Consider the following 14,524-nt stretch of genomic DNA (forward strand, 5'->3'; position numbering starts at 1 on the left):
CTCTGCTCATCGACCCCACACCAATACATGCATACGCAAACCGAGTTCCTGTACGATCATGCTGGATACGCACAAGCAACGTCGAGCAGGGGGGCTTCATGAAGACTCGAGCCATGCGCATCAACACGGGGAAGGCCATTAAAGGCGGCGTGATCGCAGCCCTTGCCGTCGCGGCCATTGGGGTCTCCACTCAGTCGGCCTTTGCTTCCGCAGAGGGACACTGGTCGGGCGGTTGCCGCGGGTACTGGTACAACACGTCCGGCCACGCGTACTGCAAGTCCGCCGCAGGTGGCTACTACGACGTCAAGTACGACTGCTCCTCAGAGATCGACGGGTTCGGCTCCAAGTACCTGTCGAGCCGCTACAAGGGCAAGTGGCACACGCACGAGTGCACGTTCAACATCCGCAAGACGAGGGTCATTTACTGACGGGCGGCAGGTACTGCAGCACCCAGCTGCGCTCTGACGTCATGTAGGAGTGGGGTGGAGCCGACGAGATCGGCTCCACCTCACGCTTTCAGGAGAAACATGCCCTCCACCACAGTCGCGCGCCTGTCCTCCCTGGCCCAGGGATACGGGGCCCAGCGGATCATTGACGGCCTGGACTTGACGATCTCCACGGGGGTCACCGGGCTCCTCGGCCCCAACGGAGCCGGGAAGACCACGTTGCTGCGCACCCTCAGCACCGTCGCCGCCCCCCAGTCGGGTACGTTCGAACTCTTCGGGAAGACACTCCGCAGCGAGCGCGACGCACGTCGGGCACGTCGTCAGATCGGCTACCTGCCGCAGGACTTCGGCTACTACCCGAACTTCTCCGTCCGCGACTTCGTCCAGTACTGCGCGTGGTTGCGCGAGGTTCCGGCGCGCAGGTCACGAGCCGCGACCCGGGAGTCGATAGCCGCGGTGGGGCTGGCGGACCGCGCAGACCACAAGATGAAGTCCCTGTCCGGCGGCATGCTGCGCCGCGCCGGTATCGCCGCCGCCATCGTCGGGAAGCCCTCGCTCGTGCTGCTCGACGAGCCCACCGTGGGCCTGGACCCGGCGCAGCGGCTCGACTTCCGCGAACTGATCCGGTCCCTGGCCCGTGACGGCTCCGCCGTGCTCCTCAGCACCCATCTCGTGGAGGACATCGGGGCCGCCTGTGACAGCGTGCTGGTCCTCCGGGAAGGCCAGATCGTCCATGTCGGCACACCGCGACACCTGGCCCTCTCCGCGTCCGCGGACGCTCCGGGCGACAGCGCGCTCGAACGCGGATACATGACGGTCCTCAACGGCCTGTCGGCAGGCTGGTGACCTCATGCTGAAGATCTATGCCGTAGAACTCCGCCGTTCTCCCCTGCTCTTGGCGCTCCCCCTCCTCGTCGTCATCGACCTCCTGGTGCTGTTCGGCCGGTCCCGGTACTGGATCGGTGTGTGGCCCGAGGCGAGTGCGGCCGCGCAAGTGGTGACCCTGTTCCTGGGGCCCGCGCTCGCGGCTGTCTCCGCGTGGCAGGCGGGGCGTGGCTCCCGAGCCGGCATGTCAGAGCTCGTCCTGGCAGCTGCCCGGCCGTCCTGGCACGCGGAGGCCGCTCGCTTCGCGGCAACCCTCACCCTGGGGTGCGCCGCGTACCTGATCGGCTGCCTCACCGCCGCGGCCGTCTCGTTCAAGGACGCCGGGCCTGGGTTCCTGTGGCCTTCGTACGTGCTCCTGGGTCTCGCCTCCCTCACCACTTTCGCGGCCATCGGCCATCTCGCCGGGCGCATGTGGCCCTCAGCCGCCTTCACACCAGTTGTATGCGCCCTCGGCGGTTTCATCGCCTACGTAGGTGTCGGACAGAGCTACGGCCTCTACGTCCTCAGTGGCGGGCCCACTTACTCGATAGATGGCGCGGCTCTCACTCAGCGGCTCCTCCTCGCTCTCGCTCTGTCGTCTGCCGCGATCTTCTTCAACCGGGTCCCCAAGGCCCACCGGGACATCTCCTCGTTCACTCCGGTCCGTACCCGCGCGCTCATGGCCGGATCGATGCTCCTGGCCTTCGTCCTCGTGCCCCTCATCGCCATATCCGGACCCGTACGCGTCTCACGCCCACCAGCCGCGGTGGAACCCCTGTGTGACCGTACGAGCCAGAAGAGTGCCCTGGTCTGCGTGTGGCCCGAGCACCGCAAGTACCTGCCCGAGCTGACCGCCATGGCCGATCGCCTCTCGCGGGTACCGCAAGGCTGGATCAAACAGCCCTCGGTGTTCTACGAGTTTGGTCTGCGGCCCACTTCCCTGGGGGACCCCGGCTTCGACATCGCCGAGGGACACGTACGTCCGGCCGCCATCTCCATGGCCGCTCAGGTGTCCACGACGTCGCTGGGCTGCACACCCCCGGAGAACGCTCAGCGCGCGTGGGAGGCTTCCAACCGCCTCGACCTGTGGCTGGAGTACCGCGCCATGGGCACGGACCCCAAGACCGCCGACGAAGGCCTGAGCATGGTGGGGGTCTCCCGTGAGCAGAAGGCCGCCAGCGAAGCCGTTACCCTCGCGGAAGCCGAGCAAGAGGCGTGGGCTGCCAAGCAGCGCGCACTGATCAAGAAGGGAGGATGCGAAAGCTGATGCTGAGCCCCCAAGTGCTGGGCCTTGTGCGGGTTCACCGGGTCCTCCCCGTGATGGGGGGAGTCGCCGCCGTCACCGCGCTCTCCACCGTCCTCGGCGGCATCAACGTCCCCGTGCCGTCCCTCGAGGACGGCGCCGGTACCGTCGGCGTACCGTTCAGAAGGGATCTGCCTCTCCTGTCGGCCGTCTTCCTGGCCGCCCTGTGGTCAGGCCCCATGGCCACGCACGAGCGGCTCGGCTCGTTCGCGTTCCACCGGACGCGCGCCCAGATCCTCACCGCGACAGCCCTGACCGCCGTCTGTGTCTCCCTCGTGGCCGAGACCCTGGCCGTCGACGCAGCGGCCGGCCTGGTCTTCGTACGTTCGCTGCTCATCTGGCTGGGTCTGGCCCTGCTGTCCACCGCCCTCTTCGGTTCCCGCCTCACCTGGCTGCTGCCCCTGGCGTCAGCCTTCCCCGTCATTTGGTTCACCGGCAGCAGCTGGGACTGGACCGCCGCCGCGGCGTCCCACATCGGCTTCTGGGCACTGGCGGCGGGGACTCTCACGTTGGGCAGCGCGAGCCTCGCCTGGACCCCGTGGCGGCGGTACGCGTGGCAGCATCGGGGCTATCGGGGGTGAGGCGGGGACAGCGCTTGGGCGCTTACTCGGGCGCTTACAGCGCGGGCTTTCCATGGATCAGGTACGAGACCCCGTCCGGCTTCGCCTCACGAACACGCAGGGCCTCGCGGATACGCCGCTCCTGATGGGGCTCCGTGTGCTCCGCGACGTCTCGCGCGGCGGCCCACGCGTAGCCGTTGCACGTACGCTTGTCGACCAGGATGTCCTTCGCCTCTCCGAAGGCCCCGCAGCCGAAGACGAACACGTACTCCTCCGGCGCGTCCGCCTCCGGCATCACATCCACCAGCAGCAACCTCTCCGCCCGCACGTCCAGCCCCGTGGCCTCGCGCACTCCGCGCCGTAGAGCCGCTTCGGGAAGCTCCCTGGCACGCACGCGGCACCCGGGCAGGGCCTTGCCGCGCAGACCGGCCGGGGCGATCAGCAGCACGCGATCCGCTTCGTCGACAACGACCGCGCAGACGCGGACCGTTCGCCGGAGCGGCGCCGAGAGCGCATCGCCCTCACACATGGGTGAATCTCCTTGATTGCCTTGAGGCGGCTACGGGGTTGCTGCCCCACCCCTGCCGGGATCCCGTCACGCACGTGGTTCCATCCGGCAGGGGCGAGCCTTCTCCGCTCGCCGACTAGAGCGGTCGTTCTACGCCTGGGCTTTCATAGCCAGGGCGACAGGGAAGACGATCACCAGCACCAGAAACAGAAGAGCGGCCACACCGCCCGCGGCCCCGCTCTTGGGAGTCATCACACGCCCCACTGGCTGAGAGGTGTGGAGGCATCAGAGCTGGGGGCCTTCAAGGTGGCGGCCAGGCGGAGGTCCTTCGGATCGGCGTCCCACTCCATCCCGCCCTTGAGCGGACGGAGTTGAACGTACGGGCCCTCGAAACCCATCACCTCGCCGACGCACTTCCTCTTCGAGTCGAAGACGATCTCGCGCAACTCGGGCTTCACAGCAGCCTCCCGAGCGCGGCCTCGGCTGCCCGTAAGGCGGGCGGGGCGGGTTGGGCGCAGGGCCCCGGGGGACCCAGGGCGGAGCCAGCCCCCAGACGCCCACCGCCTCGACGAACGCCGTCAGCTCATCCACATCGTCAGCCCCCGTCCACGCTCGGGCACTGGCCCCATCAGCCATGGTCACGGCTCCATCCGCTGGTCGGTAGAGGCCTTCTCCCGTCGCCTCAACCGCCCTGTCACCTTCACCGAAGCGGGATTCGAACCTTCGAGCGACACATGCGCGAAGGGCGCGGATACTGTGGATGAGCTGATCGAGATAGGGAGGGACGACATGGACCCGTCGCGGCGCGGAGTCCTTGGCGCCGGTCTCTTCTCAGTCGCCCTGACCGTCCCCCATTGGCAAGACGTCGTCGGCCGCGCCGTGGCTCTGGAAAGCGGAGCGACGCAGAGCATCGGGACAGCCGACGTAGACATGATGGTCGCGATGACAGAGCGCATCTCCGAACTGGACGACGAGTTCGGTGGCCGCTACGCACGCCCCATGGGCTCGACCTTCCTGGTCAACGTCGTCGCCCCGGCGCTTCGCGCCGGTGGCGCCGAGCCCGCGAAGAACGCCATGCGCTCCGCCGCCGCCGACCTCTGCTACCTGATCGGCTACATGGCCGTGGACGAAGGGCTCCACGGAACCGCCCAGCGGTACTACGTCAAGGCACTGGAACTCGCGGGCGACGCGAACGATCACCTGACGTACTGCACCACGCTGCGAGGAATGAGCGTCCAAGCCGTCGGCTTGCGCCACAGCGGAGAGGCCGTCCGCCTGGCCGATGCCGCTGCGGCCGCCTCCCCTCAGGCAGGGCCCCGCATGCGCGCCTTTCTGGCCGGGCAGCAGGCTCATGCGGCAGCGCAGGCCGGTGACAGCTACCACGCCAAGAGCTTCATCAGGGAAGCCGAAGTCGCGATGGAACGAGCGGAATCACGCGGGAAGACACTCGGCTCGTACGACCCCGCGTCTCTCCACTACCACGTGAGCCAGGTCCGCTGGGAGCTGGGCGACACCGCGGGCGCCGTCGACGCGATGCTGGAGTCCGACCGAACCCGCCACAGCGTGTACCAGCGCTCCCGCGTCCACCAGCGCGGACTGTTGGCTGAACGCCAATTGCAGCTAGGCCACCTGGAAGCCGCGTGCGGCACCTGGGCGATGGCCCTGGAGGACTACCCCAAGGTCAAGTCAGGCCGGGCCGATGAGCGCATGCAGCGCATGTTCCGCCTTTTGCGCCCTTACGTGAAGAACTCCACCGCCCGGGACCTCTACGACCGCGCTCACGCTGTTGTCCCGCGACGGCTTCACGCGTAGGCCCGCGCGTCACAGCATGAGAGGAGCCCCTGACCAGGCATTACGCCAGTTCAGAGGCTCCCTCGAAAGTGGCCGACAGACGAGCCTGGCTATACGCCGGGGACAGTCACAACACGCACCGAAACCGCCTGTGACCAGGCAGAACACGAACCGGACGAGCGCCGCGTACACATTCCGTACACAGCGCCCGCCGACCGGCGCACGGTGCGTGCGCCGGTACGGCTGGGGCTCGTGAGCTGCGGATTCATGAAGGCCCACATTACGCGGAGTGCGCGTCCCGGCACTCCTCCGGTCGCGCCGAGGGACTGGAACCGGCTAGATCGGCAGGTGACGCTGAGCACCTGGCCGGCGCAGGTGCTCACCATCACCTCGGCGTCGTGCACGGTCAGCTCACCAGGCTCGCCGCGCGGCGAGCCCGCCACTCCGGGTCGGTAGCGGCTTCCGGAAGGCCGGGCGGTGCTTGGAACCCGAACAGTTCCTCGAACGTCCCCGGCGCGTTCTCCCAATCGACTTCGAGGGCGAACCCATACGTTTCCAGGGTCTCCCCGAGGGTGCCGTGCCGCATGCGCCTCTGCACGGTCCGGGGCGGCACGTTGCATGCGATCAGCACAGCGTCCATGAAGTCCCTCAGGTCCCTGAAGGTCGCCGACTCCGGCACCATGACGCCCTTGGCCCGTGCCGCCTGCTTGGCCTCATTAAACGCCCTGCTCAGGCCGTTCTCGTCTACCGGGGTCCAGTACCGGGAGAGGGTGACGAGACCGGAGTACTCCGGGTTGATGGGGGTCAGCCCGCGCCGTTCCCGCTTGCGCAACGCTGCCGCCGACAACGGAGCCCGCCAACGGGCCATGTGAGCCACGAACTTGTCCACCAAGAAGCGGCCCATGTCGAGGGTGGCGTAGCTGTGCTTGGTCTTGAGGGGGGCGGCCTTACCTCTTTGACGTTGCTCCTCCACGACGTGCTTGCCGATCCGGCATCTCATATCGGTGATGCGCACGCCTGTTGCCTCCATGCTCCGCAAACCCTGGAGCGCGCCGTACCAGACCATCAGCTCGTACCGTGGATTGATCTCCTGGGCGAGCGCCACAACGTGTTCCCACCGCAGTTCAGCCTTCTGCCGCCGCCCCTGTGAGTTCCTGAGGCCAAGGATCTGGTTCCCAGGCATGAGATGGCCGAAGTCGAGATCGTCCATCGCAGACGTCAGCATGATCGACAGTGCCTTCCTCACCGCAGACACGGAACCTTCCTCCATCCCGTCGGCCGCGAGCCCTGAGAGGAACCGTTTGTACTCAGCTCGTCGGACCTCTGTGATCGGACGATGTCCCAGTGCGGGGACAACGTACGGACGCAGCCGATAGCCATAGGTTTCCAACGTGCTGTTGCGTACACCGTGCTCCGCCAGAAACGTCTCCACGTAGTCAGCAATGAGCGGCCCCGCTTGCTTCTTCGTGTGGGGCACTGGTGCACGCCCTTCCACGACGGCCGCTCTCTGGCTGCGCTGATACTCCTTCGCGTAGGTTTTGCCGCCCGGCTCCACGCCGTTGGTCTTGGCCAGGATGTTTTTGTACCGCTGCTTGCCGTCCGCATCCCGCCACTCGGCGCGCCATCGTCTCGTGCAGCCATGCGCAGGTAGCGGCACCAGCAGCCCTTTCCCGCTGCACCCACACGGCTCCGGTGCCTCCTTCCCTTTTGCCGCGAGGTCCTTGAGGTACTTCTCCGGATCGGCGGCATGCCACCGGTCGTTGACGTCCTCACCCATGCGTGCGCTCCCCACCTCGATACTTGCGGTCGAGCGGCAGCTTCCCGGCGATCGCGTCATGGATGATCTGGACAACCTCGGTCTCGCGATAGCGCGTCCCACCCCTGCCCGACCACAGACGGATCGGCTCAGGGCCCCACCGCGTGATCTCCCAGACTGGAACACTGTTTTGTAGGGTCTTCGGCTTTACGCCAATCAACCCGCTCGTCTCAGCAGTGGTGAGAAGGCGTTCACGGTGACAGCCGCAGGAGCAGCAGACATGATCGGGCGCGCCGGATGACTGCGGGGTAGGCGTCGGCACGGATAGAGTGGCCACAGGCCCTCGTTCCTCATCTGAAGGGCCCAACCCGGGCCCGTTTTCGTAGTGGTAGACGGGCTCAGCCCGGACCCCGACAGCGCAGCCTGCAGGCCAGAGATTGCAGCTCTGGCCGTCGATGCTGGCTCGCTGTCGGGGTCTCACATCGCCCAATGACTTTCTACCGATCCGGCCCGGACGCAGCCACCGCCACTCCCCGGGGCGCGGTGCCCACACAGCAGCCGGGTCCTGTAGGCCTCCTACAAGACCAGCGAGCAGACATGCCGGCACGTGCCGACAATTTCGTGCGCTGGTCATGTGGGAGGCCCGCTGCCTTCGTGATCGGACAAGCAGCGGCCACGTTCACCCGTTTGGCCTAGCCCTGGGCGCCCCGTCCCCACCACCTCGCCCCGATGCCCGCACGCTGCCGGTGTCTACGATCAGCCGGGGCGGCGTGGCGTCGCGTCCGGACGCGTACGCTCCCCCGTCGACACCGTTCCGTCGACCCCGGAGGTCATCCCCGTTGAAGCCCACGTCTGTCCACTGCCCCCGCTGCGGAAGCGCCGATACCATGCCCGCCGACCTCACGGTGGACGCTGACATCGCGGAGCAGATGAAGTGCTGCCGCTGCGATCACGAGTTCCGCCCGGCCGCCTGCCCGTCCTGCGGCTCCTTCGCGGTCGAGGGCTCGCACGGTGTGTCCGGGGCCGCGTTTACGAGGCCGAGGGTGATGGTGCGCTGCTGGGACTGCGGCGAGGAGTTCGCCCCGCTCGCCGAGAACGAGCAGGGCCCCGCCATGTAAGTTGCTGCTCGCCTCACCGCGGCAGGTGACGCCGAGCACCTGGCCGGCGGGCGTGCTCGGCATCACCTGGCGGGGCGGCCCATGGCCCTGGAAGCCTCTCTCCTCCTCAGGTCCCGGCCGTCGCTGGGTACTGGGCTCAGCCACAGCAGGGGCCTGGCTCGCCCGGGTTCGGGTTAGCCGCTCGGGTTATCCCCGCACCCCGTACGGTGCGCGCCATGACAAGGACCTGTTGCGCTGCGTGGACCCGCGCCGCCGCGCGGCTGGAGAGAGAGCTGCTGCCCCGCCTGACCGACGCGCAGCGGCGTCAGGCCCGGATGGTCATGGGCGAGTGGCACCAGGCGGTCGTCCAGGGCGTCATCCCCCAGACCGCCTGCGCCCGACGCGACGCGTTGTTCAGCCAGGCCAACGTCAACCGCTGTCTGGCCGAGGGCGACGCCGGGGAACTGTCGAAGCGGTCGACGCGGCGGACCCACAACCACACGCCCCGTGTCCGCCGGACCATGACCCGCCGCATCCTGACCACCCTCGGCCTGGAACGCATCGTGCCGTCCGCTCCGCCCGGGGACCCGATGACCGCGCCGACCACGGCCCAGGTCCTCGCGTTCTGGGACTACGTGAAGGACCCGCAGGGCCGCAAGGGCGTCTCACGGCACGCCCGTGTTCGACTCGCTGCCATGGCCGCGATCACCATTGCCGTGCGGTGCCGTACCAGAGCCCTCGTCAGTCTCGACCTGGCCGACCTCGCCGACGACGGCGAAGTGATGCTCGTGCGTGAACCCTCCGGCCGCATGACCGCTCTGGCCGACCCCTTGCGGGGCGCCGTGGTTCGCTGGCTGGACGTCCGCGCCGAGATCGTCGGCCGTCTTAAGGGCACACCGCCCACGGCCCTGTTCGTCACCGTGCAGCACGCCCCGGAGACCGGCCGCCCCGCCGGGATGCCGCTGTCCGTGGACTCCGTGGAGCACTCGGTGCACGCGGCTCTCAAGGAGGTGAACTACCTCCGGCACGGGCGGCCCGGCTGGCAGCCACTCCACCCCACGCTGGACTGGCTGCGGCAATGCGGAACTAACCCGCACACCGTGCTAGCCGCACCATCACGGCGCACCACCGAAGATCCGGCCTGCGACGGCCGGATGGCGACCCCCTTCACGGCCGGTCGGCCGATGGTCACGGCTGGAGAGAACGCGGCGTGACGACCCGGCGGCCGGTGGTCTTGGACCCGCATGGGGATGCGTGGGCGCCGCAGCGCGGCGAGCACCGCTCACACGGGAAGTTCCTGCACTTCCGTGATGCGGGCGAGTCCCGGAGCATCAAGGCCACGGGCGAGCATTTCGGGATGTCGTACGACGCTGTCCGGCAGTTGGCGCACCGGTGGCAGTGGACGCGGCGGGCGGCGGCGTGGGACCGGCATATGGCCCGTGTCCACGACACCGAGCTGAAGATCAAGTTCGCGACGATCCGGGAGAACCTGGCGATTGGGGCCGGGACGGCGGCGCTGCGGGCGGTGGCGGCGCTGAACAGCCGGGCGGACTTGGAGGGTTCGCGGGTCTCGGATCGTGTGCGGGCGCTGGGGACGGCGTCGAAGGTGTTCATGGACACGTCGGGGGCGACGGCCGCGGACCAGGCGGCTGCGAACGAGCAGGCGGTGCCGTTGTCGGAGAGCCCGGAGTGGGCGCGGCTCCTGGAGCGGATCGTGACCGCGCTGGAAGCCCATCCGCAGGCGCTCGGGGCGGTCATGGACGCACTCGCCGAGGAGAGCGAGGCCGGGCCGGATGGGGTGGCGGCGTGAGCTTGTCGCTGACGTTGTCGCTCAGGTTGCGGGGGGATGCGTGCACGCCGATGCGGTGCGCGGGGATGCGCCCCGACGACTGGCAGAAGAGACTGCTGCGGTCACCGGGCGGGCGTCATCTGGTGACGTGTTCGCGGCAGTCGGGCAAGACCACCAGCGTGGGCTCCCTCGCGCTGTCGCGGTGCATGACCCGCCCGCGTCACGTCGCGTGCGTGGTGGCGCCGACGCTGAACCAGGCATCGGAGATGATCACCCGGGCCCGTGCCCTGTACGAGATGATCCCCGGGGCGCCGAAGCTGGTCGGCAACGCCGCGACGAAGCTCCAGTTCCACAACGGGTCACGGTTGTTGTCGCGGCCCAGCAAGCCGGACTCGATCCGGTCGCTGTCGGTCAACACCCTGATCCTGGACGAGGCCGCGTTCATCCCCGACGACGTCCACGACGCGGCCATGCCGATGGTCGCGGCGACCGGCGGCGACGTCTTCCTGTTGTCCACCCCCAACGGCACCACCGGCCGCTTCCACCAGCTGTGGGAGCACGGCGGCGGGCGGTGGGAGCGGACCCGGGTGACCTGGCAGGAGTGCGCGCGGATCAGCCGGGAGTTCATCGAGGAGGAGCGGGCGGGCAAGAGCGCGGCCCGGTTCGCCGCCGAGTACGAGTGTGAGTTCAACTCCGCGCACCAGAACCTGTTCGCCCCGGAGTGGATCAGGAAGGCCACCGAAGCCCACGACGACCAGACCGAGGCGTTCCACCGCGAGCTCGCCGCCGAGATGGCCGCCGCCGTGGAAGGGGCGGGCGTATGACGTGCGTGCTGGGCCTGGACCCCGGCCAGACCGGGGATGCCGCCGCCCTGGTCGCCCTCGCGCCCACCGGCCCGCGCCCGCACACGCGGTGGTGGCGCTGGCGCGTCATGTCCGTCTCCACCGTGCGCCACCTGCCCTACCAGGAGCTCGCGGCCCTGACGTGCCGCGTGGGCGAGGCGCTGGCCCGTACCGGCAACGGCGCCCCGCTCCTGGTCGTGGACGCCACCGGTGTCGGCCGCCCCGTGGTGGAGCTGATCCGCTCCCACACCGACCCCCCACCGGCCGGACCCGTCCTCGGGGTGACGTTCCACGGCGGGAAGCGGGTCACGGGGCAGTGGCCGGACCTGCGGGTGCCGAAGCGGGCCATGGTCGAGCACCTGGCCACAGCGCTGGAACACCGGGCCCTGACCGTGCCTCCCGGGACGCCGGGCGCGGGCCTCCTGGCCGCCGAGCTGGCCGCGTTCGTCGAACTCGGCCAGGGCCGCACCGGAGCGGCGTCCGGGCACCATGACGACACCGTGACCGCGACCGCGCATGCGCTGTGGGCCGCCGACCACATCCTGACCCCGCCCGCGGAAGGTGACGCCCAGCACCTCGCCGGCCCGGGTGCTCAACCTCACCTCACCCCCGCGAAGGCCGCCCCATGACCCCTTCAGATTCCCGGCGCCGTGGACCGTTGCGCATCGTGTGCGTCCTCCTGCTCGGCGGCGCCCGCCAACCCACCCTCGCCGCCTGGTTCGCCGACTACGGCCTCACCGGCGACCTCGTCCTCCTGGCCGACGCCCACGAATGGAAACCCGGCCCCCGCCCCAAGAAGCTCGCCGCCGACCTCACCGCCGCCGCAGCGAGCGCGACCCGCCACGGCGCCCGCCTGGACATCGTCGCCGACACCACCGGCACCTCCACCACCATGGCCCGCGCCGTCCACCAGCGTCTCCACACCACCGCCGCCGCCACCGGCGGCGCCTACCTCCAGCACCACGTCCACCGCGCCGGACACCCGGGAGGAACCCCCCGTGACGCCCTCCAGGACGCCGCCGTCCTCCGCCTCCAGGACGGCCGCCTCAAACTCGCCCAAGCCCCCCGCATGAGCCGCGCCCTGAGCAACCTGAAGATCGTCCCGCCCCGCGCCGACCGCGACGACCCCTGGCGCACCACCACCGACGAGGAACAGGCGCTCATGCCGTCCTGGGCCTGCTGGCACACCCACCGCGTCCCCGTCCACGCCCCACACCCCGGCACCCTTCCCCTGTGGGACATCCGAATCCACGCCCACGCAGACCCCCTCATCCGCAACGTGTAACCCCGCCGTACAGGAGGAGGCCCTGTGCCCCGCCCGCCGAAGCCCTCACGCGGACGTCACGCCGCACCCGCCTACTGCGGGTGCTCGCGGCGCTTCTGCGGCCTCGCCCACTGGGGCCTGGGCTGCGACGCCCCCGCCACACACCACATCCCCCACGCCCCTGCCACCCCGGCCGGGCCGACGGTGAGCCTGTGTACTCGGTGCGCGGCCCGCGTCGCCTGGTGGCGCCTCCTGCCCGACCAACGCCCGTCCGTGGAGGTGGGCGGCATCATCCTGCTGCGCAGCCAGGACGGCCAGGTGATGCCCGTCGGACAGCGCCCCACCTGCATCCCCCCGGACCACAGCCCAGCCGTCCGCCGCCCAACCCCGGCCCGCGGCAGGTGAGGTGGAGCACCCGCGCCGGCCAGGTGCTCACCATCACCTCGGGTTCTAGAACAGGGCGGGCTGCTCGGCCTCCACGACCGCCACGACGTCGGCGACGTCCGGCAGCTGCTCCTGCCAGCCGACCGCCCCCGCCAACGGCACCCGCACCATGCTGCCTTCGCACAGCACGAGGGCGCGCGGGGTCCGCTTGTGGTCGAACAGTGCGACCATGCCAAGGCCCTGGGTCGGGTGGGCGGCGTAGACGCCGTCACACACGGGGCAGATCACTCGGGGCAGAGAGGCCATGGCCTCTACGATGCCCGACCATCACCCGTTCAGCCCACCCCATCCCGGGAGGCAGCGGTTCAGCGGCGGCCGGTCAGGGGCGGGAAGAACGCGCTCATGCAGTGCCCGCAGATCACTGGCGCCCGCCGTAGCTCGCCCGGGTCGAGGTGGAAGCGGCGCGGCGGCACACACCCGCACATGGCCTCCACCAGGCCGTCCGCGCGAGCAGCATCAAGAGCGGGCGCCTCGTGGTGGGCGAGTCGGTGGCCCGCGCTGACGCCGTCACGGATCGAACGGGCCGCCGAACGCCTCGCGGACGTCTTGCGACGCTTCTCCGCGTCCCGCCGAGCGTTAGCGTCTACGACTGCGAGAAACGGCCGCACATCCGCACGGGGCAGCTCGGCGTCGTCGAGCATCGCGATGACCGGCGTGTAGCGGACGGCCGTGGCCGTCGTGATCCGGCAGTGCGTCCACCCGTCACGCACGTCCGGCGCCCCGGGACCGGCGAGGCCGAGCTCCTCGGCCAGGTCGACGAACACGCGCGTGTGGAAGCGGCAGTGCCCAGTGGTGTCGACCACGTCCCGCACCCGGGCCAGCGAGTGCGCCGCCTCGTGCAGCAGCGTTTCGACCACAGCCCGGCCGCCCTCGGCGATCCTCTCGCCCGCCACGAACACCTCGCCCAGCACCCGGCCGGAATCAGCGTCGACCTGCCACGCACCGTGCCCGAAGTGGCCGGTCTGGTGCAGTCGTTGCAGCAGGCCCCGGCCGGTGACGATCAGTGCGTCGGGGACGTCTGGGTGTTGGGCACGGATCTCGGCCCAGGCGTGTTCAAGGGCGGTGATCAGACGCGACCCCGCGCCCATGGCGACGGTCACCGGTCGGCCTCGGTCCGGTCCCGTCGGTCCCGATGGGGTCGTTCGTTGTCGCAGCGGTCGCCGGGCCGCAGCCAGTCGTTGTCGGCCCATGACAACCCGGACTCCTTCAGCCAGGCGTCCACACCCGACCAACTACGCCGCCGCTTCTTCTTCGCCGGTTTACGGGGCTCGGGGATCACTGTCCGCCACCGCCCCAGGCTGCGACGAGGTCGCGCTGACGGCGGAGGGTGCCCAGGTACTCCTCGGTCAGCTCCAGCCGCGACGTGGGGCGGGCCGCCGCCCACCACGGCTGGGTGGCAGGCGCCGTAGACGCTGTGGCGGCCCGCTGGGCGACTTCGGCCCGCAGACGGGCCCGCACGGCCTCATAGCCCGCCGCGTCCTCACGCTGCCGCACCGCTTCCCGGCTGGGTGCCGTCTGCGGCTGGCGGGCGAGCACAGCACGGGCCCGCAATGCGTCCGTACGGATCTGACGCCGTAGCTCGGCAGCCTGGCCCTGGCGGTGAAGCTGGTAGAGGGCGCAGACGGCGCGAGCATGGTCGGCCTGCCGGTGGATGCGCGCGGCAACCCGGATCGCGTGGGCGCGCCGCTGGTCCCCGTCGATGTCGCACGTGAACTCCCCCTGGACGGGCAGGGGCGGGAGTCTGTTCATGATGAACACGTTCGCACCACAGCATCCTGATATCGGTCACCCACACGCCCGGTCGACGAACTGCGCACGGAGGCGCGCGAGGTGAAGTGGAGCACCCGGGCCGGCGAGGTG

18 protein-coding genes are annotated in these 14,524 nt (G+C 69.7%); 11 read left to right on the forward strand and 7 right to left on the reverse strand.

Annotated elements, in window-relative coordinates; all coding sequences use genetic code 11:
* Window positions 1–113: 113 nt before the first annotated feature.
* The 4 genes from AC07A4_RS30300 (at window position 114) to AC07A4_RS30315 (ending at window position 3,194) form a co-directional block, all read left to right on the forward strand.
* Window positions 114–428: a hypothetical protein gene (locus AC07A4_RS30300; RefSeq protein ID WP_478604627.1), complete on the forward strand. Its 315-nt coding sequence runs from the start codon at window positions 114–116 to the stop codon at window positions 426–428.
* A 99-nt stretch (window positions 429–527) separates the two neighbouring features.
* Window positions 528–1,292, forward strand: a complete 765-nt coding sequence (locus tag AC07A4_RS30305; RefSeq protein WP_478604628.1) for an ATP-binding cassette domain-containing protein — start codon at window positions 528–530, stop codon at window positions 1,290–1,292.
* A gap of 4 nt (window positions 1,293–1,296) precedes the next feature.
* Window positions 1,297–2,577, forward strand: coding sequence for an ABC transporter permease (locus AC07A4_RS30310; RefSeq protein ID WP_478604631.1), 1,281 nt, complete (start codon window positions 1,297–1,299; stop codon window positions 2,575–2,577).
* On the forward strand, window positions 2,565–3,194 hold the full coding sequence (locus AC07A4_RS30315; protein WP_478604634.1) for a hypothetical protein: 630 nt from the start codon (window positions 2,565–2,567) through the stop codon (window positions 3,192–3,194). The genes AC07A4_RS30310 and AC07A4_RS30315 overlap by 13 nt, the downstream gene beginning before the upstream one ends.
* A 34-nt stretch (window positions 3,195–3,228) precedes the next feature.
* Here AC07A4_RS30315 and AC07A4_RS30320 read toward each other — a convergent pair whose 3' ends face one another.
* Together AC07A4_RS30320 and AC07A4_RS30325 are read right to left on the reverse strand one after the other, a co-directional pair.
* Complete coding sequence (locus tag AC07A4_RS30320) at window positions 3,229–3,702, reverse strand: NUDIX domain-containing protein (RefSeq protein WP_478604636.1); 474 nt, start codon at window positions 3,700–3,702, stop codon at window positions 3,229–3,231.
* A gap of 230 nt (window positions 3,703–3,932) precedes the next feature.
* The gene (locus AC07A4_RS30325) at window positions 3,933–4,139 is read right to left on the reverse strand and encodes a hypothetical protein (protein ID WP_478604638.1); all 207 of its coding nucleotides are present in this window, start codon (window positions 4,137–4,139) and stop codon (window positions 3,933–3,935) included.
* 298 nt (window positions 4,140–4,437) lie between these two features.
* Between AC07A4_RS30325 and AC07A4_RS30330 the strand changes: the two genes are divergently transcribed.
* On the forward strand, window positions 4,438–5,493 hold the full coding sequence (locus AC07A4_RS30330) for a transcriptional regulator (protein WP_478604640.1): 1,056 nt from the start codon (window positions 4,438–4,440) through the stop codon (window positions 5,491–5,493).
* A gap of 385 nt (window positions 5,494–5,878) precedes the next feature.
* Here AC07A4_RS30330 and AC07A4_RS30335 read toward each other — a convergent pair whose 3' ends face one another.
* The gene (locus AC07A4_RS30335) at window positions 5,879–7,249 is read right to left on the reverse strand and encodes a hypothetical protein (protein ID WP_478604643.1); all 1,371 of its coding nucleotides are present in this window, start codon (window positions 7,247–7,249) and stop codon (window positions 5,879–5,881) included.
* 866 nt (window positions 7,250–8,115) lie between these two features.
* Between AC07A4_RS30335 and AC07A4_RS30340 the strand changes: the two genes are divergently transcribed.
* The 6 genes from AC07A4_RS30340 to AC07A4_RS30365 all read left to right on the forward strand — a co-directional run bounded on the left by AC07A4_RS30340 (window position 8,116) and on the right by AC07A4_RS30365 (window position 12,241).
* Window positions 8,116–8,346: a hypothetical protein gene (locus AC07A4_RS30340; RefSeq protein WP_478604646.1), complete on the forward strand. Its 231-nt coding sequence runs from the start codon at window positions 8,116–8,118 to the stop codon at window positions 8,344–8,346.
* A gap of 215 nt (window positions 8,347–8,561) precedes the next feature.
* Window positions 8,562–9,539, forward strand: a complete 978-nt coding sequence (locus AC07A4_RS30345) for a hypothetical protein (RefSeq protein ID WP_478604649.1) — start codon at window positions 8,562–8,564, stop codon at window positions 9,537–9,539.
* 143 nt (window positions 9,540–9,682) lie between these two features.
* Window positions 9,683–10,135, forward strand: a complete 453-nt coding sequence (locus AC07A4_RS30350) for a hypothetical protein (protein WP_478604651.1) — start codon at window positions 9,683–9,685, stop codon at window positions 10,133–10,135.
* Between the two features lie 65 nt (window positions 10,136–10,200).
* Window positions 10,201–10,938, forward strand: a complete 738-nt coding sequence (locus AC07A4_RS30355) for a terminase large subunit domain-containing protein (RefSeq protein WP_478604654.1) — start codon at window positions 10,201–10,203, stop codon at window positions 10,936–10,938.
* Window positions 10,935–11,585 (forward strand): hypothetical protein, encoded by a 651-nt coding sequence (locus AC07A4_RS30360; RefSeq protein WP_478604657.1) that lies wholly within the window; start codon window positions 10,935–10,937, stop codon window positions 11,583–11,585. Before AC07A4_RS30355 ends, AC07A4_RS30360 begins: the two co-directional genes overlap by 4 nt.
* Window positions 11,582–12,241 (forward strand): hypothetical protein, encoded by a 660-nt coding sequence (locus AC07A4_RS30365; RefSeq protein ID WP_478604659.1) that lies wholly within the window; start codon window positions 11,582–11,584, stop codon window positions 12,239–12,241. The genes AC07A4_RS30360 and AC07A4_RS30365 overlap by 4 nt, the downstream gene beginning before the upstream one ends.
* A gap of 429 nt (window positions 12,242–12,670) precedes the next feature.
* Here AC07A4_RS30365 and AC07A4_RS30370 read toward each other — a convergent pair whose 3' ends face one another.
* Genes AC07A4_RS30370 through AC07A4_RS30385 form a run of 4 tightly spaced genes read right to left on the reverse strand, consistent with a single transcriptional unit; the run spans window position 12,671 to window position 14,413 of the window.
* The gene (locus AC07A4_RS30370; RefSeq protein ID WP_478604661.1) at window positions 12,671–12,910 is read right to left on the reverse strand and encodes a hypothetical protein; all 240 of its coding nucleotides are present in this window, start codon (window positions 12,908–12,910) and stop codon (window positions 12,671–12,673) included.
* A gap of 59 nt (window positions 12,911–12,969) precedes the next feature.
* The gene (locus AC07A4_RS30375) at window positions 12,970–13,764 is read right to left on the reverse strand and encodes a hypothetical protein (RefSeq protein WP_478604663.1); all 795 of its coding nucleotides are present in this window, start codon (window positions 13,762–13,764) and stop codon (window positions 12,970–12,972) included.
* Complete coding sequence (locus AC07A4_RS30380) at window positions 13,761–13,943, reverse strand: hypothetical protein (RefSeq protein ID WP_478604665.1); 183 nt, start codon at window positions 13,941–13,943, stop codon at window positions 13,761–13,763. The genes AC07A4_RS30375 and AC07A4_RS30380 overlap by 4 nt, the downstream gene beginning before the upstream one ends.
* A complete protein-coding gene (locus AC07A4_RS30385; RefSeq protein ID WP_478604667.1) occupies window positions 13,940–14,413 on the reverse strand; it encodes a hypothetical protein in 474 nt (157 codons plus the stop codon). The genes AC07A4_RS30380 and AC07A4_RS30385 overlap by 4 nt, the downstream gene beginning before the upstream one ends.
* Between the last annotated feature and the right edge of the window lie 111 nt (window positions 14,414–14,524).

It is taken from the genome of Streptomyces sp. NPDC043996 (assembly GCF_056435225.1).

Excerpts from the sequence above, each read along its gene's own strand:
- AC07A4_RS30335 (WP_478604643.1), bottom strand. The coding sequence starts at position 7,249 with ATGGGTGAGGACGTCAACGACCGGTGGCATGCCGCCGATCCGGAGAAG.
- AC07A4_RS30315 (WP_478604634.1), top strand. The coding sequence starts at position 2,565 with ATGCGAAAGCTGATGCTGAGCCCCCAAGTGCTGGGCCTTGTGCGGGTT.
- AC07A4_RS30310 (WP_478604631.1), top strand. The coding sequence starts at position 1,297 with ATGCTGAAGATCTATGCCGTAGAACTCCGCCGTTCTCCCCTGCTCTTG.
- AC07A4_RS30385 (WP_478604667.1), bottom strand. The coding sequence starts at position 14,413 with ATGAACAGACTCCCGCCCCTGCCCGTCCAGGGGGAGTTCACGTGCGAC.
- AC07A4_RS30355 (WP_478604654.1), top strand. The coding sequence starts at position 10,201 with ATGCGCCCCGACGACTGGCAGAAGAGACTGCTGCGGTCACCGGGCGGG.
- AC07A4_RS30340 (WP_478604646.1), top strand. The coding sequence starts at position 8,116 with ATGCCCGCCGACCTCACGGTGGACGCTGACATCGCGGAGCAGATGAAG.
- AC07A4_RS30360 (WP_478604657.1), top strand. The coding sequence starts at position 10,935 with ATGACGTGCGTGCTGGGCCTGGACCCCGGCCAGACCGGGGATGCCGCC.
- AC07A4_RS30320 (WP_478604636.1), bottom strand. The coding sequence starts at position 3,702 with ATGTGTGAGGGCGATGCGCTCTCGGCGCCGCTCCGGCGAACGGTCCGC.
- AC07A4_RS30305 (WP_478604628.1), top strand. The coding sequence starts at position 528 with ATGCCCTCCACCACAGTCGCGCGCCTGTCCTCCCTGGCCCAGGGATAC.
- AC07A4_RS30345 (WP_478604649.1), top strand. The coding sequence starts at position 8,562 with ATGACAAGGACCTGTTGCGCTGCGTGGACCCGCGCCGCCGCGCGGCTG.
- AC07A4_RS30370 (WP_478604661.1), bottom strand. The coding sequence starts at position 12,910 with ATGGCCTCTCTGCCCCGAGTGATCTGCCCCGTGTGTGACGGCGTCTAC.
- AC07A4_RS30365 (WP_478604659.1), top strand. The coding sequence starts at position 11,582 with ATGACCCCTTCAGATTCCCGGCGCCGTGGACCGTTGCGCATCGTGTGC.
- AC07A4_RS30350 (WP_478604651.1), top strand. The coding sequence starts at position 9,683 with ATGTCGTACGACGCTGTCCGGCAGTTGGCGCACCGGTGGCAGTGGACG.
- AC07A4_RS30300 (WP_478604627.1), top strand. The coding sequence starts at position 114 with ATGCGCATCAACACGGGGAAGGCCATTAAAGGCGGCGTGATCGCAGCC.